This is a genomic window from Erythrobacter litoralis HTCC2594, from assembly GCF_000013005.1.
Lineage (GTDB): Bacteria > Pseudomonadota > Alphaproteobacteria > Sphingomonadales > Sphingomonadaceae > Parerythrobacter > Parerythrobacter litoralis_A.
The window spans coordinates 1,545,494-1,567,973 of sequence record NC_007722.1 but is presented as its reverse complement, the minus strand read 5'-3'; the positions used below and the strand labels follow the sequence as shown (position 1 = coordinate 1,567,973).

At 64.5% G+C, this 22,480-nt stretch carries 24 protein-coding genes, 1 tRNA gene and 1 pseudogene; 18 read left to right on the top strand and 8 right to left on the bottom strand.

Annotation, left to right across the window (positions count from 1 at the left end; all coding sequences use genetic code 11):
* Positions 1 to 60: 60 nt before the first annotated feature.
* Together purB and radC are read right to left on the bottom strand one after the other, a co-directional pair.
* The gene (purB, locus tag EL2594_RS07485) at positions 61 to 1,371 is read right to left on the bottom strand and encodes an adenylosuccinate lyase (RefSeq protein ID WP_011414439.1); all 1,311 of its coding nucleotides are present in this window, start codon (positions 1,369 to 1,371) and stop codon (positions 61 to 63) included.
* A 60-nt stretch (positions 1,372 to 1,431) separates the two neighbouring features.
* On the bottom strand, positions 1,432 to 2,142 hold the full coding sequence (gene radC, locus EL2594_RS07480) for a RadC family protein (RefSeq protein ID WP_011414438.1): 711 nt from the start codon (positions 2,140 to 2,142) through the stop codon (positions 1,432 to 1,434).
* An 85-nt stretch (positions 2,143 to 2,227) separates the two neighbouring features.
* Between radC and EL2594_RS07475 the strand changes: the two genes are divergently transcribed.
* The 8 genes from EL2594_RS07475 to EL2594_RS07445 all read left to right on the top strand — a co-directional run bounded on the left by EL2594_RS07475 (position 2,228) and on the right by EL2594_RS07445 (position 8,827).
* The gene (locus EL2594_RS07475; RefSeq protein ID WP_011414437.1) at positions 2,228 to 5,449 is read left to right on the top strand and encodes a YdbH domain-containing protein; all 3,222 of its coding nucleotides are present in this window, start codon (positions 2,228 to 2,230) and stop codon (positions 5,447 to 5,449) included.
* A 47-nt stretch (positions 5,450 to 5,496) separates the two neighbouring features.
* A complete protein-coding gene (locus tag EL2594_RS15130) occupies positions 5,497 to 5,688 on the top strand; it encodes a YnbE family lipoprotein (RefSeq protein WP_155806011.1) in 192 nt (63 codons plus the stop codon).
* 18 nt (positions 5,689 to 5,706) lie between these two features.
* Positions 5,707 to 6,096, top strand: coding sequence for a YdbL family protein (locus EL2594_RS07470; RefSeq protein ID WP_011414435.1), 390 nt, complete (start codon positions 5,707 to 5,709; stop codon positions 6,094 to 6,096).
* A 168-nt stretch (positions 6,097 to 6,264) separates the two neighbouring features.
* Positions 6,265 to 6,600, top strand: a complete 336-nt coding sequence (locus EL2594_RS07465) for an AtpZ/AtpI family protein (protein WP_011414434.1) — start codon at positions 6,265 to 6,267, stop codon at positions 6,598 to 6,600.
* A gap of 67 nt (positions 6,601 to 6,667) precedes the next feature.
* Positions 6,668 to 7,426 (top strand): F0F1 ATP synthase subunit A, encoded by a 759-nt coding sequence (locus EL2594_RS07460; RefSeq protein WP_041685819.1) that lies wholly within the window; start codon positions 6,668 to 6,670, stop codon positions 7,424 to 7,426.
* A 44-nt stretch (positions 7,427 to 7,470) separates the two neighbouring features.
* Positions 7,471 to 7,698, top strand: a complete 228-nt coding sequence (locus tag EL2594_RS07455) for a F0F1 ATP synthase subunit C (protein ID WP_011414432.1) — start codon at positions 7,471 to 7,473, stop codon at positions 7,696 to 7,698.
* A 78-nt stretch (positions 7,699 to 7,776) separates the two neighbouring features.
* A complete protein-coding gene (locus tag EL2594_RS07450) occupies positions 7,777 to 8,271 on the top strand; it encodes a hypothetical protein (protein WP_011414431.1) in 495 nt (164 codons plus the stop codon).
* A complete protein-coding gene (locus tag EL2594_RS07445) occupies positions 8,264 to 8,827 on the top strand; it encodes an ATP synthase subunit B (protein WP_011414430.1) in 564 nt (187 codons plus the stop codon). The genes EL2594_RS07450 and EL2594_RS07445 overlap by 8 nt, the downstream gene beginning before the upstream one ends.
* 188 nt (positions 8,828 to 9,015) lie before the next feature.
* Here the strand turns inward: EL2594_RS07445 and EL2594_RS07440 are convergent, their stop codons facing one another.
* From EL2594_RS07440 to aroA, 6 genes are all read right to left on the bottom strand, one after another.
* Positions 9,016 to 9,990, bottom strand: coding sequence for an NADPH:quinone oxidoreductase family protein (locus EL2594_RS07440; RefSeq protein ID WP_011414429.1), 975 nt, complete (start codon positions 9,988 to 9,990; stop codon positions 9,016 to 9,018).
* Positions 9,991 to 9,994: 4 nt separating this feature from the next.
* Positions 9,995 to 10,750 carry a hydroxyacylglutathione hydrolase gene (gloB, locus tag EL2594_RS07435; RefSeq protein ID WP_011414428.1) on the bottom strand — a complete coding sequence of 252 codons (756 nt, stop codon included), beginning with the start codon at positions 10,748 to 10,750 and terminating at the stop codon, positions 9,995 to 9,997.
* 198 nt (positions 10,751 to 10,948) lie between these two features.
* Entirely contained in the window at positions 10,949 to 12,655 is a 1,707-nt protein-coding gene (gene rpsA / locus EL2594_RS07430; RefSeq protein WP_011414427.1) for a 30S ribosomal protein S1, read from the bottom strand.
* Positions 12,656 to 13,028: 373 nt separating this feature from the next.
* Positions 13,029 to 13,652: a (d)CMP kinase gene (gene cmk / locus EL2594_RS07425; protein WP_011414426.1), complete on the bottom strand. Its 624-nt coding sequence runs from the start codon at positions 13,650 to 13,652 to the stop codon at positions 13,029 to 13,031.
* A complete protein-coding gene (locus tag EL2594_RS07420; protein WP_011414425.1) occupies positions 13,649 to 13,915 on the bottom strand; it encodes a CBU_0592 family membrane protein in 267 nt (88 codons plus the stop codon). Before EL2594_RS07420 ends, cmk begins: the two co-directional genes overlap by 4 nt.
* Positions 13,916 to 14,033: 118 nt before the next feature.
* Positions 14,034 to 15,425 carry a 3-phosphoshikimate 1-carboxyvinyltransferase gene (gene aroA / locus EL2594_RS07415; protein WP_011414424.1) on the bottom strand — a complete coding sequence of 464 codons (1,392 nt, stop codon included), beginning with the start codon at positions 15,423 to 15,425 and terminating at the stop codon, positions 14,034 to 14,036.
* Between the two features lie 117 nt (positions 15,426 to 15,542).
* Between aroA and EL2594_RS07410 the strand changes: the two genes are divergently transcribed.
* The 10 genes and pseudogenes from EL2594_RS07410 (at position 15,543) to rplS (ending at position 22,458) form a co-directional block, all read left to right on the top strand.
* Positions 15,543 to 15,869: a TIGR02300 family protein gene (locus EL2594_RS07410; RefSeq protein ID WP_011414423.1), complete on the top strand. Its 327-nt coding sequence runs from the start codon at positions 15,543 to 15,545 to the stop codon at positions 15,867 to 15,869.
* Positions 15,870 to 16,011: 142 nt separating this feature from the next.
* Positions 16,012 to 16,087, top strand: a tRNA-Ala gene (locus EL2594_RS07405).
* A gap of 255 nt (positions 16,088 to 16,342) precedes the next feature.
* The gene (gene ffh / locus EL2594_RS07400) at positions 16,343 to 17,845 is read left to right on the top strand and encodes a signal recognition particle protein (RefSeq protein WP_011414422.1); all 1,503 of its coding nucleotides are present in this window, start codon (positions 16,343 to 16,345) and stop codon (positions 17,843 to 17,845) included.
* Between the two features lie 37 nt (positions 17,846 to 17,882).
* Positions 17,883 to 18,305, top strand: a pseudogene (gene rpsP / locus EL2594_RS07395) (30S ribosomal protein S16); the annotation flags it as partial.
* Positions 18,306 to 18,640: 335 nt separating this feature from the next.
* Entirely contained in the window at positions 18,641 to 19,150 is a 510-nt protein-coding gene (gene rimM, locus EL2594_RS07390; protein WP_011414420.1) for a ribosome maturation factor RimM, read from the top strand.
* 35 nt (positions 19,151 to 19,185) lie between these two features.
* A complete protein-coding gene (locus EL2594_RS07385; RefSeq protein ID WP_155806010.1) occupies positions 19,186 to 19,914 on the top strand; it encodes a DUF5818 domain-containing protein in 729 nt (242 codons plus the stop codon).
* 41 nt (positions 19,915 to 19,955) lie between these two features.
* Positions 19,956 to 20,924, top strand: a complete 969-nt coding sequence (locus EL2594_RS07380; RefSeq protein ID WP_011414418.1) for a carbon-nitrogen hydrolase family protein — start codon at positions 19,956 to 19,958, stop codon at positions 20,922 to 20,924.
* A gap of 18 nt (positions 20,925 to 20,942) precedes the next feature.
* A complete protein-coding gene (locus tag EL2594_RS07375; protein ID WP_011414417.1) occupies positions 20,943 to 21,227 on the top strand; it encodes a hypothetical protein in 285 nt (94 codons plus the stop codon).
* Positions 21,224 to 22,075 carry a tRNA (guanosine(37)-N1)-methyltransferase TrmD gene (gene trmD, locus EL2594_RS07370; RefSeq protein WP_011414416.1) on the top strand — a complete coding sequence of 284 codons (852 nt, stop codon included), beginning with the start codon at positions 21,224 to 21,226 and terminating at the stop codon, positions 22,073 to 22,075. The genes EL2594_RS07375 and trmD overlap by 4 nt, the downstream gene beginning before the upstream one ends.
* Positions 22,072 to 22,458, top strand: coding sequence for a 50S ribosomal protein L19 (gene rplS / locus EL2594_RS07365; RefSeq protein ID WP_011414415.1), 387 nt, complete (start codon positions 22,072 to 22,074; stop codon positions 22,456 to 22,458). The genes trmD and rplS overlap by 4 nt, the downstream gene beginning before the upstream one ends.
* Positions 22,459 to 22,480: the final 22 nt, after the last annotated feature.

The following is a 22,480-nucleotide window of genomic DNA, read 5'->3' as shown; positions in this document are numbered from 1 at the left end:
CCCTTATTTCATCATGATGCTAGGGCGCAGAAAGGGCCGCGTCCAGATACTGCGCACTCTCTAGCCGAAGACGCGGTTGAAGATCGTGTCGACGTGCTTGAAATGGTATTCGAGATCGAAGCGCTCTTCGAGCTCGCTTTCGGACAGGGCGGCGGTCACTTCCGCGTCCTGTTTGAGCAGGTCGAGCAGCATCAGCTGGCCGTCCGATTCCCATACCTTCATCGCATTGCGCTGGACGAGGCGATAGGCATCCTCGCGGCTGACGCCGTTCTGGGTGAGCGCAAGCAACACGCGCTGCGAATGGATCAGGCCTCCCATCCGGTCCATGTTGGCCTGCATGCGTTCGGGATAGACCAGCAGCTTGTCGATCACCCCGGTCAGCCGCGCGAGCGCGAAATCGAGCGTGATGCAGGCATCGGGGCCGATGAAGCGCTCGACCGAGGAGTGCGAGATATCGCGCTCATGCCACAGCGCGACATTCTCGAGCGCCGGCATGGCATAGGCACGGATCATGCGGGCCTGGCCGGTAAGGTTTTCCGTCAGGATCGGGTTGCGTTTGTGCGGCATCGCGCTCGAACCCTTCTGGCCGGGTGAGAAATATTCCTCCGCTTCCAGCACTTCGGTGCGCTGGAGATGGCGAATCTCGACCGCGAGCCGCTCGATCGACCCGGCAATGACGGCGAGGGTGGAGAAGAACATCGCATGGCGGTCGCGCGGGATCACCTGCGTGCTAACCGGCTCGGGCTTGAGGCCGAGCTTGTCGGCGACATGCTCTTCGACCGAAGGATCGATGTTGGCGAAAGTCCCGACGGCGCCGCTGATGGCACAGGTGGCAATTTCCTCGCGCGCGGCGACCAGGCGGGTCTTGCAGCGATCGAACTCGGCATAGGCCTGCGCGAGCTTGAGGCCGAAGGTCACCGGTTCGGCGTGGATGCCGTGGCTGCGCCCGATCGTCGGCGTGTATTTTTGCTCTTCCGCGCGGCGCTTGATCGCGGCGAGTAGCGCATCGAGGTCTTCGAGCAGAATGTCCGTCGATCGCGCCAGCTGCACCGCCAGCGTCGTGTCGAGCACATCGCTGCTGGTCATGCCCTGATGCATGAAGCGTGCTTCCTCGCCGACATTCTCGGCGACCCAGGTGAGAAAGGCGATGACATCGTGCTTGGTCACCGCTTCGATAGCGTCGATCGCCTCGACGTCGATCTTGGGATCGGTCGCCCACCAGTCCCACAAGGCCTTGGCCGCGCTTTCCGGCACCACTCCGAGCTCGCCTAGTTTCTCGGTCGCATGCGCCTCGATCTCGAACCAGATGCGATATTTCGCCTCCGGCTCCCACAGGGCGGTCATGGCGGGGCGGGCATAGCGGGGGACCATCGGTCGACTCCGGGAAAAAGGGTTTGAAACTGTCGCGCGGCGGCTAGGCTGCGGTGTCGCTCAGATCAAGCCTTTCGCCCTGAGGCTCACGTGCCCCTCGCGCCCGACGATGACGTGATCGTGGACGGTAATCCCCAGCAATCTGCCCGCTTCGGCGATGCGGGTGGTGATCTGCACATCGGCGCGGCTCGGCTCCGGATTGCCGCTCGGGTGGTTGTGCACGAGAATCAGCGCGGTCGCGCCGATGTCGAGGCCGCGTTTGATCACCTCACGCGGGTGGATCGCGGCTTCGTCGATGGAGCCGTCGCCGACGTGATGGTCCTGGATCAGCCGGTTCTGCGCATTGAGATAGAGCACGCGCACGCGCTCCACGGTCAGGTGCGCCATGTCGACGGTGAGATAGTCGAGCAATGCCTGCCAACTGCCGAGTATCGGCTTCTGCTGCACTTCGTTGCGGGCCATGCGGCGGGCGGCGAGGGCGACGGCTTTCAGCGCTGCGGCGCTGGCCTCGCCCACGCCTTTGACTTCGGCCAGCGCGCCCGGCTCGGCGTTCAGAACGCCTGCGAGCGAGCCGAAGCGTGCGATCAGCGCCTTGGCGATCGGCTTGGTGTCCCCCTGCCGGAAAGCGGCGAAGAGCAGGTACTCGAGCACTTCGTAGTCGGCGAGCGCCTCGGCTCCGCCGTTGAGCAGGCGCTCGCGCAGCCGGGCGCGGTGCCCCGTGCCGTAATGCGCGTTCTTCGGCGCCGAATACTCGTCCTCGGCCTGCGGCAAGCAACCCTCCGCTCGTTCAAGCGTTACATCTCCAAGCTATTCGGAGCATTGCCTTTACCGGGCGATGCGCGCAAGTGGAGCGGTGATGGGAGAGGGCGAGGAAACCCTGGTCGCGGCGGCCCGCACCAACCGTTCGGCGGGCCGCATCGCGCGTATGGGGGCGGTCGCGGTCGCGCTGCTATTGCTGCTCGGCTTCCTCATCGTCTGGCTCGCGCGGGAGCGGATCGCCGACAACATCATCGGCGATCTCGTCCAGCAATACTATCTTCCTGCCACCTACGAGATCGAATCGATCGGCCCCGCCAAGCAGGTTCTCACCGACATCGTGATCGGCGACCCCAACGATCCCGACCTCACCGTCGAACGGGTCGAAATCAAACTGCGCTACCGGCTGGGCATCCCGGCGATCGGGCGCGTTTCGGTGACGCGGCCCCGCCTTTATGGCGAGATCACGGAAGACGGCCTTACTTTCGGTTCGCTCGACCGCGTGATTTTCGCGGAGAGCGACGAAGAACCGGGCCTGCCCGATCTCGACCTGCAGCTGATCGACGGACGCGCCCGGATCGATTCGCCCTATGGCGCCATCGGTATCAAGGCCGAGGGCGAAGGCGAAGTCGACGACGGCTTTGCCGGTGTGATGGCGGCGGCTGCGCCGACAATCGACTACGAGGACTGCGCGCTGCGCGGGGCCAGCGCCTATGGGTCGGTCTCCGTCGCCGCGGGTCGCCCGACATTCGAGGGGCCGTTGCGGCTGGCGAGCCTCGCCTGCGAGGACAGTGGCACCTCGCTCGGGAAGACGGACCTGCAACTCGCGGCGACCGGCGATGCGACGCTCGACGGGGTGGATGCGTCGCTAGCTGGCGACATGCAGGCGCCCGGCTCGGCCATCGCCTCGGCGCGATCGGCGACGCTGGACGCCGATGTGACATGGCGCGACGGGCGGATCGTTTCGCAGCAGACGATCGCGCTCGCCGATGCCAGCAGCGAACAGGCGCGCTTTGCGACGCTCGACCTGTCGGGGTCGCTGCGTGCGGCGAGCGATTTTTCGCAGTTCCAGTCGGATTGGGACGTGGAGGGCGAGGGTGTTGCGCTGGGCGACGGGCTGGCGGGCCAGCTTGCCGAGGCGCGCCGTGCTACCGACGGCTCCCTGCTGGCACCGCTCCTGGCGCGGCTCGAGCGAGGGCTCGCGCGGCAGGTGCAGGGCGGATCGCTCGCGGCAGACCTTTCGATCAGGCGCAGCAAGGGCGAGACCAGCATCGCCGCGCCGCGGGTCTCGCTGCGCGGGCGCGGAGGCGAAGCGGTGGCGGCGATCTCGCGGTTGCAGGTGCTGTTCGGCGATAGCGGCCTGCCGCGCATCGCGGGGAACATCTCGACCGGCGGCGGCGACATTCCGCGCATCGCGGGCCGGATGGAGCGCTCGCCTGCGGGCGCGACGGTCTTCACCCTGCAGATGGCGCCCTACAGTGCCGAAGGCAGCACCCTCGCGCTGCCGCGCCTGACCGTGCGCCAGGCGGGTTCGGGCGCGCTCCGCTTCGACGGGCTTGTGCAGGCCGACGGTCCGCTGCCCGGCGGCGAAGCGCGCGGTTTGGCGGTGCCGATCGACGGCAGTGTCGACCGTTCGGGCGCGCTCGCGCTGTGGTCGGGATGTACGCCGGTGACCTTCCGCCGCCTGGCCTATGTCGACCTGGTGCTCGGCAGCCAGAGCGTCACGCTGTGCCCGCCGGGCGGTCGCGCGATGCTGCGCTACGGTCCCGGCGGGCTCGACTTTGCGGCCGGGGCGACTTCGCTGCGGCTGAGCGGCGAACTGGCGGGCACGCCGCTGCAACTGGCGAGCGGCCCGGTCGGCTTTGCCTGGCCCGGCGAAGTGGTCGCGCGCGATCTCGACGTCGTGCTCGGCGAGGCGGACAATGCCGCGCGCTTCGACATCACCGATCTCAAGGCCGATCTCGGCAGCGACATCGCCGGCACCTTCGCCGAGGCGGACATTCGCCTGGATGCCGTGCCGCTCGACCTGCAAGGCGCCAGCGGCAACTGGTCCTACATCGGCGGGGTTTTGCGTATCGACGAAGGCGCGTTCCGGCTGGTCGATCGCAGCGAGCACGCGCGCTTCAATCCGCTCGATGCCGAGGACGCCACGCTCACGCTGGAAGACAGCATCATTCTGGCCAACGCGATCCTGCGCGAGCCGAATAGCCAGCGCGAAGTCGTAGACGTGGCGATCCGGCACAACCTCGCCAATTCGCAAGGCTTCGCCGATCTGACAGTCGACGGCATCACTTTCGACGGCACCCTGCAGCCGGTCGATCTCAGCAACCTTGCGCTCGGGGTCATCGCCAATGCCCGCGGCACCGTCACCGGCACCGGCCGGATCGACTGGAACAGCGATGATGTGACCAGCAGCGGGCGCTTCTCCAGCGATTCGCTCGACTTCGCCGCGGCCTTCGGTCCGGTGCAGGGCGCATCGGGCACGGTCGAATTCAGCGACCTGCTCGATCTTACGACCGCGCCCGACCAGGTCCTCAAGGTACGCTCGATCAATCCGGGCATCGAAGTCACCGACGGCGAAGTTCGCTTCGCCCTCCGCGGCGGCGAATTGCTGGCGGTCGAAGGCGGCAGCTGGCCCTTCATGGGCGGCACGCTGATCATGCGCTCGGTCGATCTCAATTTCGGCCGCGAGGAGGTACGCCGCTACGTATTCGAGATCGTCGGGCTGGAGGCGGCCCGCTTCGTCGAGCAGCTCGACCTCGGCAATTTCGCTGCCACCGGCACCTTCGACGGCACGATTTCGGTGGTGTTCGACGAACGCGGCGATGGCCGGATCGAGGACGGCCTGCTGATCTCGCGCCCGCCGGGCGGCAATGTCTCCTATGTCGGCGAACTGACGTATGAAGATATGGGGGCGTTCGCCAATTTCGCCTTCAACGCGCTGCGATCGCTCGATTTCCGGCAGATGCGCGTGGCCGTCGAAGGGCCGCTGACCGGCGAAATCGTCACCCGCGTGCGGTTCGACGGCGTCAGCCAGGGCGAGGGCGCATCGAGCAATTTCGTCACCCGCCGCATCGCCAGCCTGCCGATCCGCTTCAACGTCAATATCCGCGCGCCATTCTATCGCCTCCTGACCGATATCCGCTCGTTCTACGATCCGGCCTATGTCCGCGATCCGCGCGAGATCGGGCTGCTCGATGCCGATGGCAATCGCGTCCGGCGCAGCGTGACCGGCGAGGAAGCCGAACCTGACATCGACCCGGAAGACCTTATTCCGGACCAACCGCCTATTCAGGACCCCGAAAGCGAGGATCTGCCATGACACTGCCTAAATTGACGCACCGCCTGCCGACTGCGAGACTGCGCAGGATGAGAGCGACGGGGCGGATGATGAAACTGGGGCCGGTGTGCGGGCTCGCTGCGCTGGGTGGGTGCATCAATGTGAATGCCCCTTCCGAACCCATCGTGATCGAGCTCAACATCAACATCCGGCAGGAAGTGATCTACCGGCTCGCCGCCGACGTCGAAGACAACATCGAGGCGAACCCGGACATATTTTAAAGGGTAAGGATTCAAGGCATGAAACTCTCGACATTTGCCAGGGCCGTGATGGCATCGGGCGTCGCACTGGCGCTGGCGGCGCCTGCCACGGCCTATTTCCAGCGCGATCCGGCCTATGCCGCGGCGCGCGCCAACGGCCAAGTCGGCGAACAGATGGACGGCTATCTCGGCGTCGTCGGCAATCAGCCGGCCGCGATCCGCAGCCTCGTTGCCGATCTCAACATCAAGCGGCGCGCGAATTACACGCAGCGCGCGCAGGCGCAGAATGCCACGCTGGAGGAATACGCCTTCACGCAGGGCTGTGTGCTGATCGCTCGGACCGAGCCTGGCGAGAAATACCAGGCGCCCGACGGGACGTGGCAGACGCGCACCGCCGCGCCGCCGCAGCGGGACCCGCGCTGCCCGTGATTGTCGGACCATAGGCCGCACGCAAGAGCAGTTGCAGAAATATCGTCAGCCGGGCGGCGCTTTCGGGTGCTGTCCGGTTGACTTGCATTTACCCCCCTTCTAAGGGGGCGGCGCCCTTGGCGGGCAGCTCTTGCCCGTGCCGCGCAACCCTTCCTTTAGGAGCAAGGCATGAGCGACGAAAAACCCGCCCGGGAACCCATTGCCGAGGATGCGCGTATCGACGCGCTCGAAGAGCGGCTGAAGGCCGCACGCGAGCGTGAAGAGGGGCGCAACCGGCCGCAGGGCACCGGATCCGACGCGAATTATCGCAGCGGCAACCGGGTGCTGGCGGACTTGCTCGGCGGGCTTCTGGGGGGGACGGTGATCGGTTATGCCATCGGCTATCTGACCGGCACCAATCCCTGGGCACTGTTGGTGGGGCTGTTCCTGGGAATAGTGGTCGCCTTCAGGAATGTGTTTCGAATGGCGAATACGCCGCCCGCGGACAGCTCGGACGAGCGCTGACGGGCCGGGTGTTCGCCAAAACGCGTAAGGATCTCACGTGGCGGCCGAATCTGGCAAAGTCGACCCGATGAAGCAGTTCTCCATCGAGCCCATGCTGGGTTCCGAAGGCTGGGAAATCGCGGGCTACAACATCGCCTTCACCAACAGTGCGGCATGGATGGCGCTGACCACCGTGCTGCTCGCCGTGTTCGTGTGGGGCGGCATGAAGGGGCAGCTCGTCCCCGGTCGCTGGCAGATGATGGTCGAAAGCTTCACCAGCTTTATCGATGACATGCTGGAAGTGAACATCGGCAAGGCCGGGCGCAAATACGTGCCCTACGTCTTCAGCCTGTTCATGTTCATCCTGTTCGGAAATTTGCTCGGCCTGCTGCCCTTGGGCGTGCTCGGCATCCACCCGTTCACCTTCACCAGCCACTTCACCATCACCGGCGTGCTGGCGATCATCAGCTTCTCGATCGTCCTGATCGTCGGCTTCTGGAAGCACGGCTTCCATTTCTTCAGCCTGTTCGTGCCCAGCGGCACCCCGCTGCCGATGATCCCGATCATCTTCCCGATCGAGCTGATCAGCTTCCTCGTTCGCCCTTTCAGCCTCGCGCTGCGGCTGTTCGTGGCGATGATGGCGGGCCACGTCCTGCTCAAGGTGCTGTCCAGCTTCGTGATCGACGGCATCAATGCCGGCGCCGGTTTCGGTTTGCTGGTGGGCGCCCCGAGCTTCATTCTGATGATCGGCATTTCCGCGCTGGAAATCCTCGTAGCCGGTATCCAGGCCTATGTCTTCGCGTTGTTGACCTCGCTGTATATCAACGACGCCGAAAACCTTCACTAAGTCTCTGATCAACCAAACAGATTTGTACTCAAGGAGTTATTACAATGGACGCAGAAGCAGCAAAGCTGGTCGGTGCGGGTCTCGCAGCAATCGGTGCCGGCATGGCCGCCATCGGTGTGGGTAACGTGTTCGGCTCGTTCCTCGAATCGGCTCTCCGCAACCCGGGTGCTGCCGACGGCCAGCAGGGCCGCCTGTTCATCGGCTTCGCCGCTGCCGAGCTTCTCGGCCTGCTGGCGTTCGTCGTCGCGATGATCCTGATCTTCGTCGCCTAATCTCTGAACCGCGACAGGGCCGGGCATCGTTCCGGCCCTGTCGTGCCTTTTTTAGACTGACTTTCCGGGACCGCTCTCATGCCCCAGATAGCCCAGCTCGCAGAGACCTATTCCAGCCAGATCTTCTGGCTGCTGGTGTTCTTCGGGTTCACATTCTTCGTCATCGGCCGCGGCATGGTGCCGCGCGTGATGGCGACCGTGGGCGAGCGCGACAAGCAGATCGCCGACGACCTCGCAGCCGCCCAGGCCGCGCGCGACAAGGCCGATGCCGAGGAAGAAGCTTGGCGCGAGCGTGAGAACGCCAACCGTGCCGACGCGCAGAAGCTGGTGGCGGAAGCCAAGGCCGATGCCGCCGCGAAGTCGGAAAAGAAGATCGCCGCCGCGCAGAAGCGGCTCGACAAGAAGCTGGCCGAAGCCGAACAGCGCATCGCCGGTGCGCGCAGCGATGCGCTGGCCGAGATCGAAACCGTTGCCGCCGAAGCGGCTCAGGATATCGTCCAGCGTCTCGCCGGTGTCTCCGTGCCCCGGCCGACCGCCGAGCAGGCCGTGAAGGAGGCCATGACCCATGGCTAACACGCCCGAGCCCCTGACCACCGAAGCGGCGCAGGTCGTGAGCGAAACCGATCTCGGCGCGGCCAAGCTGCTGGAGCCGAGCGCCTTGTGGCTGGAGCCCTATCAGTGGGTCTCGGTCGCGATGCTGGTGCTGATCGCCATCATGCTGTGGAAGAAGGTGCCGAGCTTGGTCACCGGCGGCCTCGACAACAAGATCGCCGAGATCAAGGCCCAGTTGGACGAAGCCAAGGCGCTGCGCGCAGAAGCGGAAAAGCTGCGCGACGAGTACACTGCCAAGATCGCCAACGCGGAAAAAGACGCCGAAGCGATGATGGAAAACGCCCGCCATGAAGCGGACGCGATCCTCGAGAAGGCGGAAGCCGACAGCAAGGCGCTGGTCGAACGTCGCAAGAAGATGGCCGAGGACAAGATCTCCGCCGCCGAGCGCGACGCGGTCGACGAAGTCCGCGCGACCGCAGCCGCTGCCGCCGCGGCCGCCAGCCGCAAACTGATCGCGGAAAAGCATGACGCCGAAGCCGACCGGAAATTGGCGGACGAGGTGATCGCCGAGCTCTGAGCGTTGGCGCATCATTGAATTCAAAGAGGGCGGCCTGCGGGTCGCCCTTTTTCGTCGGTAAGAGCAACATCCTCGCCCGTTCGGGCTGAGCTTGTCGAAGCCCAGCCACGGCGCCGCCACTTGGAGCGAATGCTGGGGCTGCCCTTCGACAGGCTCAGGGCGATCGGCCCTACAGGCCTGAGGTCACATTACGGCTCCAGCACTACTTTTCCGATCAGGTCCCCCGCCGCCATGGCATCGAAAGCCTCGCGCCAACAGGCGAGGGGTAGTGTGCGATCGATATGCGGGGTGATCGCGCCGCTGACGGCGAGTTTGTCGAGCTCCCCCATGATCCGCGCCCCGCGATCGGGGAAGCGCCGGGCATATTCGCCGGCGCGCACGCCAACGACGGAGAAGCCCTTGATCAGCGGTATATTGACCGCGATTTCCGGGATGCGTCCCGCGACAAAGCCGACCACGAGCAATTTGCCTCCGAACGCCACGCAGCGGGTGCTCTCGTCGAACACATCGCCGCCGACCGGATCGAATACGAGATCGCACAGCGTGCCGCCCGTCAGGTCGCCCACCTGTTCGCGGAAACGGCCATGGTTGAGGATGACATGATCCGCGCCCGATGCGGCCTCAAGCGCTTCCAGCTTATCTTCGCGATGCGTCGCCGCGATCACGGTCGCTCCTAGTGCCTTGGCTAGATCGCATGCGGCAAGGCCAACGCCTCCGCTCGCTCCATGGACCAACACCGACTGGCTAGCTTCGAGTCCCCCCAATTCGACGAGCCCGGTGTAGGCAGTGGAATAGGCTGCGCCCATCGCCGCAGCGGTCGCGAGGGACACGCCGTCGGGAATACGCCGGAGTGCGCGCGCCGGGGCTACGGCCGTCTCAGCGAACCCACCGGTCTTCGCGCCGCCCATGACCCGATCACCGGGCGCGAAGCCGCTATCGCTATCTGCCTCGAGCACTTTGCCCGCCAGCTCCATCCCGCTGGTGAAAGGAGGCTCCGGTTTGAACTGGTATTTGCCCTGCGTCATCAGCAGGTCGGGGTAATTGAGCGAAGCGGCGCGCACGAGGACGAGCACCTCGCCCTGCTTTCGTTCGGGCTGCGGCAGGTCGACCAGTTCCACGCCGGACAGGTCGTCCGACAGGTGCTGGACGCGCAGCGCTTTCATGGTGTCAGAAATTGTCCTTGCCCGCCCTTAACGCGGCAAAGGTTTCATGCGGCGCATCACCGCCCCATTTTGCTACCAGCGCCGGGTCGTCGGCGCGCAGGAAGGGATTGGTGGCCAGCTCGCGCTTCAACTGCGTGGGTACGGTGGGCTCGTCGCGCTCGCGCTTGGCGGTGATCTCCTCGACATAGGCGACGAGGGCATCGTTTTCCGGATCGGCGTGCACCGCGAACCTGGCGTTCGCCGCGGTATATTCGTGCGCGCAATAGAGCATGGTTTCGGGCGGCAGGGCCTTGATGCGGCTGAGGCTGTCCCAGAACTGCTTCGGCTCGCCTTCGAACATCCGCCCGCAGCCCAGCGCGAAAACACTGTCGCCAACAAAGGCGATCCCCGCTTCGGGCAGGTGGTAGGCGATATGGCCGTTGGTATGTCCGCTGACATCGATGACATCGGCGGTGAAGTCTCCGATGTCGACGGTATCGCCGTGACCGACGACCCGGTCGATCCCCGACAGCTTCTCGACCTCCTGCGGCGCGATGACCTTGGCACCGGTCGCCTCGACAATATCCTTGTTCCCGCCCGCATGGTCCGGGTGCCAGTGGGTGTTCCAGATATGAGTGATCGTCCAGCCCTTGGCCTTGGCCTGTTTCAGGTATTCCTTTCCGTCAGGCGTATCGATCGCAGCGGTTTCTCCGCTGTCGGGATCGTGGAGCAGGAAGCCGTAATTGTCGGACAGGCAGGGGAATTGATGGATCTCTAGCATGCACTGAGCCTACATCGCTGACCCGCAATAGAAAAGGCCCGCCACTCCATCGGAAGGCGGGCCTTTCATCCTCATCGTCATCCCAGCGAAAGCTGGGATCTCATACAGCCAAGTCGGGATTGACCGATAAAGATCCCGGATCAAGTCCGGGATGACGGTTCGCTAGGCACCCGCTTGCGCGGGCACCAAGCTGCATCGTCAGTCTTCCTTGCCCTTGAGCGCTTCGCCGAGGATGTCGCCGAGCGAGGCGCCGCTGTCCGAAGAACCGAACTGCTGCACCGCTTCCTTCTCTTCGGCGATCTGCCGCGCCTTGATCGAGAAGTTCGGCTTCTTCGAACGGTCGAAGCCGGTGATCATGGCGTCGACCTTCTGGCCGGCCTGGAAGCGATCCGGACGCTGCTCGTCACGGTCGCGGCCGAGATCCGAACGCTTGATGAAGCCCGTCGCGCCGTCGTCGCCGACCTGCACTTCCAGCCCGCCATCGCGGACTTCGAGCACGGTGACGGTAACCGTCTGGCCCTTGCGCAGGCTGCTGGTGTCGGCACCATCGGCGCTCGGTGCGCCCTTTTCGAGCTGCTTCATGCCGAGGCTGATACGCTCCTTGTCGGTATCGACGTCGAGAACGACGGCCTTGACCTGCTCACCCTTGCGGTGGAGCGCCAGCGCGTCTTCGCCCGAGATGCCCCAGGCGATATCCGACATGTGGACCATGCCGTCCACATCGCCGTCGAGGCCGATGAAGAGGCCGAATTCGGTGGCGTTCTTGACTTCGCCTTCGACTTCGGTGCCCACCGGATGCTTCTCGGCGAACTCTTCCCAAGGATTGCGCTGGGCCTGCTTGAGACCGAGCGAAATGCGGCGCTTCTCGCTGTCGACTTCGAGGACCATGACTTCGACTTCCTGCGAAGTGCTGACGATCTTGCCCGGGTGGACGTTCTTCTTGGTCCAGCTCATTTCGCTGACGTGGACCAGGCCTTCGATGCCCGGCTCCAGCTCGACGAAAGCGCCGTATTCGGTGATGTTGGTGACGGTACCGGTCAGCTTCATGCCCACCGGATACTTGGCCGACACGCCGTCCCACGGATCGCTTTCCAGCTGCTTCATGCCGAGGCTGATGCGCTGGGTTTCCTCGTTGATGCGGATGATCTGGACGGTCACGGTCTGGCCGATCTCGATCACTTCGCTCGGGTGGTTGACGCGCTTGTAGCTCATGTCGGTGACATGCAGCAGGCCGTCGATGCCGCCGAGATCGACGAAGGCGCCGTAGTCGGTGATGTTCTTGACGACGCCGTCGATGACCTGGTTTTCGGCGAGGTCGTTGATCAGTTCGCTGCGCTGTTCGGCACGGGTTTCTTCAAGGACGGCACGGCGCGAGACGACGATATTGCCGCGGCGACGGTCCATCTTGAGGATCTGGAACGGCTGCGGCTGGTCCATGAGCGGGGTGACATCGCGGACGGGACGGATGTCGACCTGCGATCCGGGCAGGAAGGCCACGGCGCCGTCGAGGTCGACGGTGAAGCCGCCCTTGACGCGGCCGAAAATGCGGCCTTCGACGCGCTTGCCTTCGCCGAATTCGTTTTCGAGCTTGTCCCAGGCGGCTTCGCGGCGGGCGCGGTCGCGGCTGAGCATCGCTTCGCCATCGGCGTTCTCGACGCGGTCCACGAAGACTTCGACTTCCGAGCCGACTTCGAGGCCGTGCTCGTCTTCGCCGCGCATGAATTCCTTGAGATCGACGCGGCCTTCGCTCTTGAGGCCGACATCGATGACCGCAAAGCCGTTTTCGACTGCGGTGACGGTGCCTTTCACGACGCGGCCTTCAAAGCCTTCGTCGCCGGCCCCGCCGAGCTGTTCGTTGAGAAGCGCTTCGAAATCGTCGCGCGTAGGGTTGGCAGAAGTTGCCATAGGTTGGGGTTTCCCGTTCACTGTTAGCTACCGGCCACGGAGTTTTTCTCCGGGTCTTAAACTGCCTCCCACGCACCATTGCGAGGGCTAGCAGGGCAAGAGGCCGACATCTGCGCGGGGCCGAATGCCGTCGCGCAGGTCCTTTCGATCGGAAGATGCGTAAGAACGGGCGCGCGCCTAGGCGAAAGGCGGTACGATTGCAAGGGAAATGGGAAATTCGGAGACATGGACCGCATGGACCACAGTCCTGGGCGGGAAAAGATGCGGGCGGCCGGATACCCCCGTTTCGGGTATGATGGTTTGCACGAACGGGTGAGGGCACAGCTTTGCATCGAGCGCACCTAGCCACATCGCCGACACTGTAGGAAAGGGCTCAGTTTGCTAGGGCCGCTTCCACAGCCGCGATCGCCTCGGCAATCGCCTGATCTCTGTCGAACTCCGTCGTATCGAAGATCAGCGCATCGGGAGCGGCCTTGAGCGGCGCGTCCTTGCGTCCGATATCGCGCGCGTCACGCCTGACTATGTCCTGTTCGATCGCGTCGAGCGAGATCTCGATCTCGCGGCCGGTCATCTCTAGCCAACGACGCATGGCGCGCTTGTGGACGCTGGCGGTGACGAACAGCTTCACGTCGGCATCGGGCGCGATCACCGTGCCGATGTCGCGCCCGTCGAGCACCGCGCCGCCCGGCTGGCTGGCGAAAGCGCGCTGACGCTCGAGCAGCGCCTGCCGGACCTCCGGATGGACCGAGACCTGGCTCGCCAGCCCGCCTGTTTCTTCCGAGCGCAGGGCAGCGTCGTCCAGCAGGGCATCGGCAAAGTCGCAGGCGGCGAGAGCCTGCGCCGGATCGTCGGGATCGCCGCCATTTAGCTGCACCTGTCGGCCGACCGCGCGATAGAGCAGCCCGGTGTCGAGATGCGGCAGGCCGAAGTGCTCGGCCAGCGCCTTGGCTATGGTGCCCTTGCCCGAAGCGGTGGGGCCATCGACTGCGATGATCACGGCATTACTTCCTTTCGGGCCTTGTGCGCCCTGGCCGCTTTCACCAGCCCGGTGATGGCGATCGCTGCCCAGAAGCCTTCCAGCACGAGGCTGGGCCAGTTGGTGTGGACCAGCAGCGAAACCGTCAGGAGAGCGGCTCCGGTGAGATTGGTGCCGTGCAGGACGTAGGGATTGGTCGCGTCGGACAGCGTAAGATAGGCATAGGCGCCGATGATACACGCGGTGCCGACGAAGCCGACGAGCGAGGCCCAGTCTAGCGGCATGATAATACCCCTCTCCCTTCGTCATCCCGGCCCCCGAGCCGGAATCCCGCTGCCTTTCGTCCAAGGCCAGAAGGAGCGGGACCCCGGATCAAGTCCGGGGCGATGGAGACATAGGAGGTCATCGCACCGCCCCCCCCAGTAACGCCATAAAGTTCGGAAAGCTCGTGGCGATGGGGCGCGTATCGTCCACCTCGACACCGTCACGGCTGGCGAGGCCGGCCACGGCCATGCTCATGGCGATGCGGTGGTCTAACAGCGTTTGGGTAGCGCTGTTGGCAGAGCCGCGCAGGGGTGCGCCCCCGGTGCCATGGATCACCAGGCCATCCTCTCGCTCTTCGATGGTCGCGCCTGCACCAGTCAGGGCAGCGGCCATCGCGGCAAGACGGTCGCTTTCCTTGACGCGCAATTCTTCGAGACCGCTGGTGGTGGTCGTGCCTTCGGCCAGCGAAGCGGCGACGAACAGCACGGGGAATTCGTCGATCATGCTCGGCGCGATGGCTGGATCGACCTCGATGCCGGTCAGCGCCGAATGCCTGACCCGCAGGTCCGCGACCGGCTCTCCGCCGACCTCGCGGGTGTTCATCTCCTCGATGTGCCCGCCCATCTGGCGCAGCACTTCGAACAGGCCCGCACGGGTCGGGTTGAGACCGACATTTTCGATCACGAGATCGCTGCCTTCGACCAGCAGCGCCGCGACGACGAAGAAGGCGGCGGAGGAGGGATCGCCCGGCACCTCGATAATCTGCGGCTGCAGGTCCGCCTCGCCGCGCACGCGGATCGCGCGTTCCCGCCCTGTGGCGCCATCCACCTCCTCGATTTCGACATCCGCACCGAAGCCCTTGAGCATCCGCTCCGAATGATCGCGCGTCGGCACCGGCTCGATCACGGTCGTGATGCCCGGCGTGTTGAGTGCGGCGAGCATCACCGCGCTCTTCACCTGCGCGCTGGCGACCGGCAGCCGGTACTCGATCGGCACGGCGGGGCAGAGGCCTTCCATGGTGATTGGCAAGGTTCCGCCCGAAGCACCGTGAAACTGGGCACCCATCCGGCCGAGCGGCTCTGTCACGCGGCTCATCGGGCGTCCCGAGAGGCTCGCATCGCCGATAAAGGTCGCGGTGATGCCGTGGCTGGCGACGAGGCCCATCAGCAGCCGTGTCGAAGTGCCGCTATTGCCCATATCGAGCGCGGTGCGCGGCTGGAGCAACCCGCCGACGCCGACGCCATGCACGCGCCATTCGGCATCAGCCCGACCATCCTGAGCCTGTCGAAGGACCTGCGCGCCCATTGCCCGCATCGCTGCGGCGGTCGCCATCACGTCTTCGCCTTCGAGCAGGCCGGTGACGCGCGTCTCGCCGATCGCCAGCGCGCCGAGCATGATCGAGCGATGGCTGATCGACTTGTCGCCGGGCACGCGGATGCGCCCCGTGAGCGGGCCCGGGGCGGTAAAACGATGCGGGATCGGGGCGTCTGTCACGGCATTTGTCACGGGCGCGGCTTTTGACAGCGCCATGCCCCTATGGCAAGGCGCGCCGCGCTCTTGATTCGGGGCCTTCTATTACCCATCAAGATAGAGAATTTTCGCGGGTGTCCGGCGATCCTGCCGCCCCGACCAAAGGAACAGTGAGTTATGGCCAAGCCAGAATGGGGCACCAAGCGGACCTGCCCCAAATGCGGGACCCGCTTTTACGATCTCGGCAAGGACGACCCCGTCACCTGCATCGAATGCGGCGAGGAATGGACGCCGGAGCCGGTGCTGAAGACCAAGCAGCCGATCCCGTTCGAAGAAGAAAAGAAGAAGAAAGACAGCGAGGCCGATAGCGACCTTGCCGATGACGATCTCGATATCGACGTCGACGAAGACGACGACAGCCCTGACAACGAGGTCGACCTCGGCGGCGACGACGACCTTGGCGTGTCGAAAGGCAAGGGCGACGAAAGCGACGACGAGTCCTGAAGCGTCGCGCCCTTGTGGTGGGTTCGTCGCCAGCCGCGGGGCGCCGCTTCAAATTTCCCTTGCGCTTGGGAAGCCGCTTTTCTAAAGCGCCGCTTCCCGCGAGGGGAGGCATGCTGTATAGTGCGCTTCACATGACTGGAACGGGGCCTTAGCTCAGCTGGGAGAGCGCAACACTGGCAGTGTTGAGGTCAGCGGTTCGATCCCGCTAGGCTCCACCAGTCACCTGTCTTTCGGTCCTGGCCGGGCTGCAAATGGCGGTTTTCTGCGCTTCCAGTGCTCACGGACTGACTGTCCGCTGCGCGCCGGTTCTCGAAACCCATCATTTTCGCTTCCGGCCAGAACCGAAATTCAGGCGACTGGATTTGAGATACAAAGCCGGAGCAATTGCTTCGCACGCTGGCCGACGAGTTTTCGTCCGCCGGCGTTTTTCGCATTCGGGACCTCCGTAGGTCCTGCAGGAGTTCGAGTAACGCATGTTCGACGCACTGTCCGATCGCCTTGGTAGCACGTTCGACCGCCTGCGCGGCCGGGGGGCGCTGCGCGAGCAGGACGTGCGCGATGCGATGCGCGAAGTACGGATTGCGCTGCTCGAAGCAGACGTGGCGTTGCCGGTTGCCAAGAGCTTTATCGATAAGGTCACGGAAAAAGCCGTCGGCGAAGATGTCCTCAAATCGGTCACGCCGGGCCAGCAGGTCATCAAGATCGTCAATGACGAGCTGGTGGCGATGCTCGGTGGGGACGACGGCGAGCAGGGCCATGTCCCGCTCACGCTCGAAGCCAAGCCGCCGGTCGTGATCATGATGGTTGGCCTGCAAGGCTCGGGTAAGACCACCACCACCGCCAAGCTTTCGAAATATATCCGCGAGAAGCACGGCAAGAAGCCGATGATGGCTTCGCTCGACGTCAATCGACCGGCCGCGCAGGAGCAGCTGGCGGTGCTGGGCGAGCAGGTAGACGTCGCGACTCTGCCGATCGTGCAGGGCCAGCAGCCGGTCGATATCGCCCGCCGCGCGCTCGAAGCCGCGCGCCTGCAGAATGTCGACGTGCTGCTGCTCGATACCGCAGGCCGCCTGCATGTCGACGAGGCGCTGATGGCGGAGATGAAGGCCGTCGCCGGTGTTTCCGCGCCGACCGAAGTGCTGCTCGTCGTCGACAGCCTGACCGGGCAGGACGCGGTCAATGTCGCGCAGAATTTCTCCGACGAAGTGCCGCTCACCGGCGTGGTTCTCACCCGGATGGATGGCGATGCGCGCGGCGGCGCGGCGCTTTCCATGCGCGCGGTCACTGGCAAGCCGATCAAGTTTGCCGGTACCGGCGAAAAGCTCGACGCGATCGAGGCGTTCCATCCGGCGCGGGTGGCCGATCGCATCCTCGGCATGGGCGATGTCGTCTCGCTGGTCGAGAAAGCCGCCGAGAACATCAAGGTCGAAGAAGCCGAAGCGCTCGCCAAGCGCATGGAGAAGGGCAAGTTCGACCTCAACGACCTGCGCATGCAGCTCAGGCAGATGCAGAACATGGGCGGGATCGGCGCGATTGCCGGCATGATGCCCGGCATGAAGAAGGCCAAGGCGGCGATGGCCGCGGCCGATATGGACGACAAGGTGCTGGTCCATATGGACGCGATCATGGGCTCGATGACGCCCAAGGAACGCGCCAATCCGGCCCTCCTCAATGCCAAGCGCAAGAAGCGTGTGGCGGCCGGCTCGGGCACTTCGGTTCAGGAAGTGAACAAGGTGATGAAGATGCACCAGGAAATGAGCCGGGCGATGAAGCAGATCAAGAAGATGGGCGGGCTCAAGGGCCTCGCTTCCATGTTCGGCGGCGGTGGTGGCGGCCTTGGCGGTCTCGGCGGGATGGGCGGAGGCGGCGGGATGCCGAACCTGCCCGGTCTCGGCGGACCTGGAGGCAAGGGTCCATCGGTCGATCCCAACACTCTACCGCCCGATCTTCGCGCGATTTTGGACAAAGACAAGTAAGCAATTTCAGTGATTTGATTTGGAAAGGTGAGTTAAAATGGCAGTTGCAATCCGTTTGTCGCGCGGTGGCGCGAAGAAGCGCCCCTATTACCGCATCGTCGTCGCCGACGAGCGCAGCCCGCGTGACGGCAAGTATCTCGAGCAGATCGGTATCTACAATCCGATGCTGCCCAAGGACGACGAAGGCCGCGTGAAGCTCGACGAGGACCGTGCCCGCCACTGGCTGGGTGTCGGCGCCAAGCCGAGCGACCGCGTGCTCCGTTTCCTCGATGCCGCCGGCATCATGGAGCGCGCGCCGCGCAACAACCCGCAGAAGGGTGAGCCGGGCGAAGCCGCCAAGGAGCGCGCCGAAGAAAAGGCCGCCAAGGCTGCCGAAGCCGAGGAAGCCAAGAAGGCGGCCGAAGCCGAATCTGCCGAAGCTCCGGCTGAAGATGCCGCTGCGGAAGAAGCCAGCAACGAGAACACCGCGACCGGTTCGGTCAAGTCGGACGAAACTGCAGAAGCCGTCGCCGATGCAGTCGAAGACGAAACCCCGGCCGACGCTTCGGACGAAGAGAAGACCGCCATGGCCGAAGAACAGGCCGAAGGCGGCCCGGCCAACGAGCAGGCCGACGACACCGCCGGTGAAGAAAAGGCCGACGAAGAGAAGGCTGACTGAGCTGGCGGCGACCTTCATCCAACTGCGGCTAGGCGCCTTACGTCGCCAAGCCTTCGTATCCTTCTCCCACTTGAAGAAGGATAGCGCAGCTTACGCGCGCAGCGCGGTAGCGAAGCTTGGATGAGGGTGACTCGCCAGTGACCGATAACACGCCCCTCACGCTGGCCGCCATTACCGGCGCGCATGGCGTGAGGGGCGACGTGCGTCTGAAGCTGCTGGGCGAGGGGCTGGAGGCGCTCAAGGCGCATTCGAGCTTCAACGAGGGCACCCTGACCCTCAAAAGCGTCCGTAGCGACAACAAGGGCGGCGCGATCGCCCGCTTCGCCGAGGTGCAGGGCCGCGAGCAGGCCGAAAAACTGCGCGGTACGACTCTCACGGTCCCGCGCGAGGCGCTGCCGCCGCTGGAAGAGGGCGAATACTATTTCGCCGACCTGATCGGCCTTGATGCGGTCACCGATGCGGGCAAGCGCGTTGGTAAAGTAATCGACGTTCACAATTACGGCGCGACCGATATCGTCGAGATCGCAAAGGACCCCGTGCCGGAGAAGGGCATGAAGACCTTCATGGTGCCAATGACGACGCACGCGGTGGTCGAATGGAATGGCGAGCGGATCGTGATCGCCACGGACTTTGCCCATCCCGATTGATGGAACAATCGGCGGTGTTCGTGCGCTAAAAAAGCATGAGACAATTGCCAAAACGATCAATCATCCTTCTCGCCTTCACCGCAGCGGCCAGCGTGGCCTGTTCGGGTTCCGACGGCGAGGCAATCGACGCACCTGACACGGATGGCACCGATGGATCGCCCGCCGCCACGCGGCCCTCGGGTGAGCCGCAACCGATCACTGTCGAAGGCCGCATCAGCGACGGCGTGGAATGCCCGGTGCTCACCACGCCCGATGGCGATGTCTGGTCCCTGAGCCTCGGCGAAGCCGATTTCGGGCCCGGCGACTACGTCCGGTTCACGGGGGAGCGGATGGACGCAAGCATCTGCATGCAAGGCAAAGGCACGCTCGTTCCCGAGCGCATCGAGGAAATCGACCCCCCGGCTCGGGATCGCGACCCGGCGCGGGCGGGCGGCGTGAAACTGACGGTCGAATATGTCACCGGCAGCTGGGTCGCCAAGGGACCCGATGCCGATTGCGACCGGCCCGATTTCCGCATCGTAACCAGCCCCGCCGCGACGGTCCTGCAAGGCGATATCAGCCGCCACGATGATTCGGCCCTGGTTGTGCTCGACCAGTATCCGCGCATCGATCTCGACGAGCCGATGGACGATCTGCCGATCGAAAGCCGGGGCCCCGACGGGCTGGCGATCCTGCGTCCGGCAACAGATGCCGAATACGACCCGATCCGGATCGGCAGCGCGACGATCAAGGGAGATGGCGTGGTCTTCGTTAAATGCGGATGAGCCGCTGGCGTTAGGCCTGCCGCCGCGCTAGGCGGCAAGGCATGACCGAGCGCAATCGTGCCCCTTTGAACGTCGCCATCGTCCAGGGCCGCCCGATCCCGCTCGCCATCGGCGACGGGATTGCGCAGGCGACCGAGCTGGCGCGCGAGGCGGTCGAGGGCGGCGCGCAGGTGGTGGCGTTTGGGGAAACCTTCCTCGGCGGCTATCCGCTGTGGCTCGATGAAGCGCCCGGCGCGGCGCTGTGGGATCATCCGGGCAGTAAGGCGCTGCACCGTATCCTGCTGGAGAACGCGGTCGTGCCCAATGACGAGCGGCTGCTGGCTTTGCAGGAACTGTGCGATGCGAACGGTGCGGTGATCAGCATTGGCGCTCACGAACGCGTGCGCAATTCGCTCTACAACAACCAGCTGACGTTCCGCCCCGGCGAGGCGGTACTCGACCATCGCAAGCTGGTGCCGACGCATGGCGAGCGGCTGGTATGGATGCGCGGCGATGGCTCGACCCTGGCCGTGCACCAGGCCGAATGGGGCCGCGTCGGCAGCCTGATCTGCTGGGAGCACTGGATGCCGCTCGCCCGCGCGGCGATGCACAATCTGGGCGAGAGCGTCCACGTCGCCGCCTGGCCAACCGTGCGCGAAGAATACGCCATCGCCAGTCGCCACTACGCGATGGAGGGGCGATGCTATGTGCTGGCGGCAGGGCTGGTGCAGCACAAGGAGGATGTGCTGGACGGGTTGGAGCGTTGCGGTGGTGATGCTGGGGCGCGCGAGTTGATCGAAGCAATCCCGGCAGATGTCCTCAACAAAGGCGGCAGCCTGATCGCCGCGCCCGATGCGAGCGTAGTCGCGCAAGCGGGCGAGGGCGAGGAGATCCTCCACGCCACACTCGACCTGTCCGCCATCGACGAAGGCCTCGCCAGCCTCGATACCGACGGCCACTACTCGCGGCCCGATGTGTTCGAGCTGAGCGTTGATACGCGGGCCAAAGATGGGGTGAAGTGGCGTGCGTAACCAAGCGAGCTTCGAGCAATGAATATCTGGCTCTACCTCTTGGCAGGTTTTGCGACCGTTCTGATGATAAGCGGCCTTTTGAATATCGCTGTGAGACGATTCATATCTTCCTATAAAGCCCGTTCGGTCTTCGCCTACTTCGTCATTCCAACGGCACTGGTCGGCTTGTGGGTCGCATGGTCGTGGGAGGGCCTTTATCCATGGACGAAGGCAGGGAAGGTATTTGTAGGTCCGCTCTTTGTTTTGATCTTCGCCGGGATTTCGTGGCTTTCGAACTTAGTCGCGGAAAGGGTCATTGAATGACCTTCGCCGCCACCATCCTGACGCTTTATCCGGAGATGTTTCCCGGGCCGCTGGGCGTGTCGCTGGCGGGCAAGGCGCTCGAGCGGGGGGATTGGGTGTGCGAGACCGTCAACCCGCGCGATTTTGCCACCGACAGGCACCGCACGGTCGATGATACGCCGGCCGGGGGCGGGGCGGGGATGGTGCTCAAACCGGATGTGATGGCGAGGGCGCTCGATAGCGTCACGTCTCAGGAAACCGTTCGGGCTGAGCCTGTCGAAGCCCTGCCTTACACTTCTGGTGCGGCTCCCCAAGAGAAGGACAACCCTTCGACAGGCTCAGGGCGAACGGATTTTAGGACCGGTCGACCGATACTGGCCATGACACCGCGCGGGAAGCCTATCACCCAAGCCCGCATCCGCGAGCTTGCAGCCGGCCCGGGTGTCATCATGCTGTGCGGGCGGTTCGAGGGGTTCGACCAGCGCCTGTTCGACGCCCGGCCGGAGATCGAAGAGGTGAGCCTCGCCGACATCGTCCTCTCGGGCGGAGAACCTGCCGCGCTGGCCATACTCGACGCTTGCATTCGGCTGCTTCCGGGGGTAATGGGCGCGCCTTCAAGCGGTACCGAGGAATCCTTCGAAGACGGATTGCTCGAATATCCGCACTACACCCGACCTTACGAATGGGAAGGGCGCACGATCCCTGAAGTGCTGCGATCGGGGGATCATGCGAAGATTGCCGCCTGGCGCAAGGCCCAGGCGGAAGAGATCACACGGCTACGCAGGCCGGACTTATGGGAGCGTCATCGGGATGTTCGGGTCCAGTCTGCCTCTGGTGCGCGGCGAAAAGACAAGGAACCGGACCAGTGAACCTGATCCAGCAGATCGAAGCGGAAGAAATGGCCGCTGCCGGGAAGGACATTCCCGAATTTCGCGCCGGCGACACCGTTCGCGTGGGCGTGAAGGTGACCGAGGGCAACCGCGAGCGTATCCAGAACTTCGAAGGCGTGTGCATCGCCCGTTCGAACCGCGGCATGGGCTCCAACTTCACCGTGCGCAAAATGAGCTTCGGCGAAGGCGTGGAACGCGTGTTCCCGCTCTATGCGCCGATCGTCGACAGCATCACCGTGGTCCGCCGCGGTGTCGTGCGTCGCGCCAAGCTCTACTACCTGCGTGGCCGCACCGGCAAGAGCGCCCGCATCGCCGAGCGTCGCGACAATCGCCCGACAAAGGGTGAGAAGGCCGACGCATAAGCGTTTGCCGATACAGGATTTT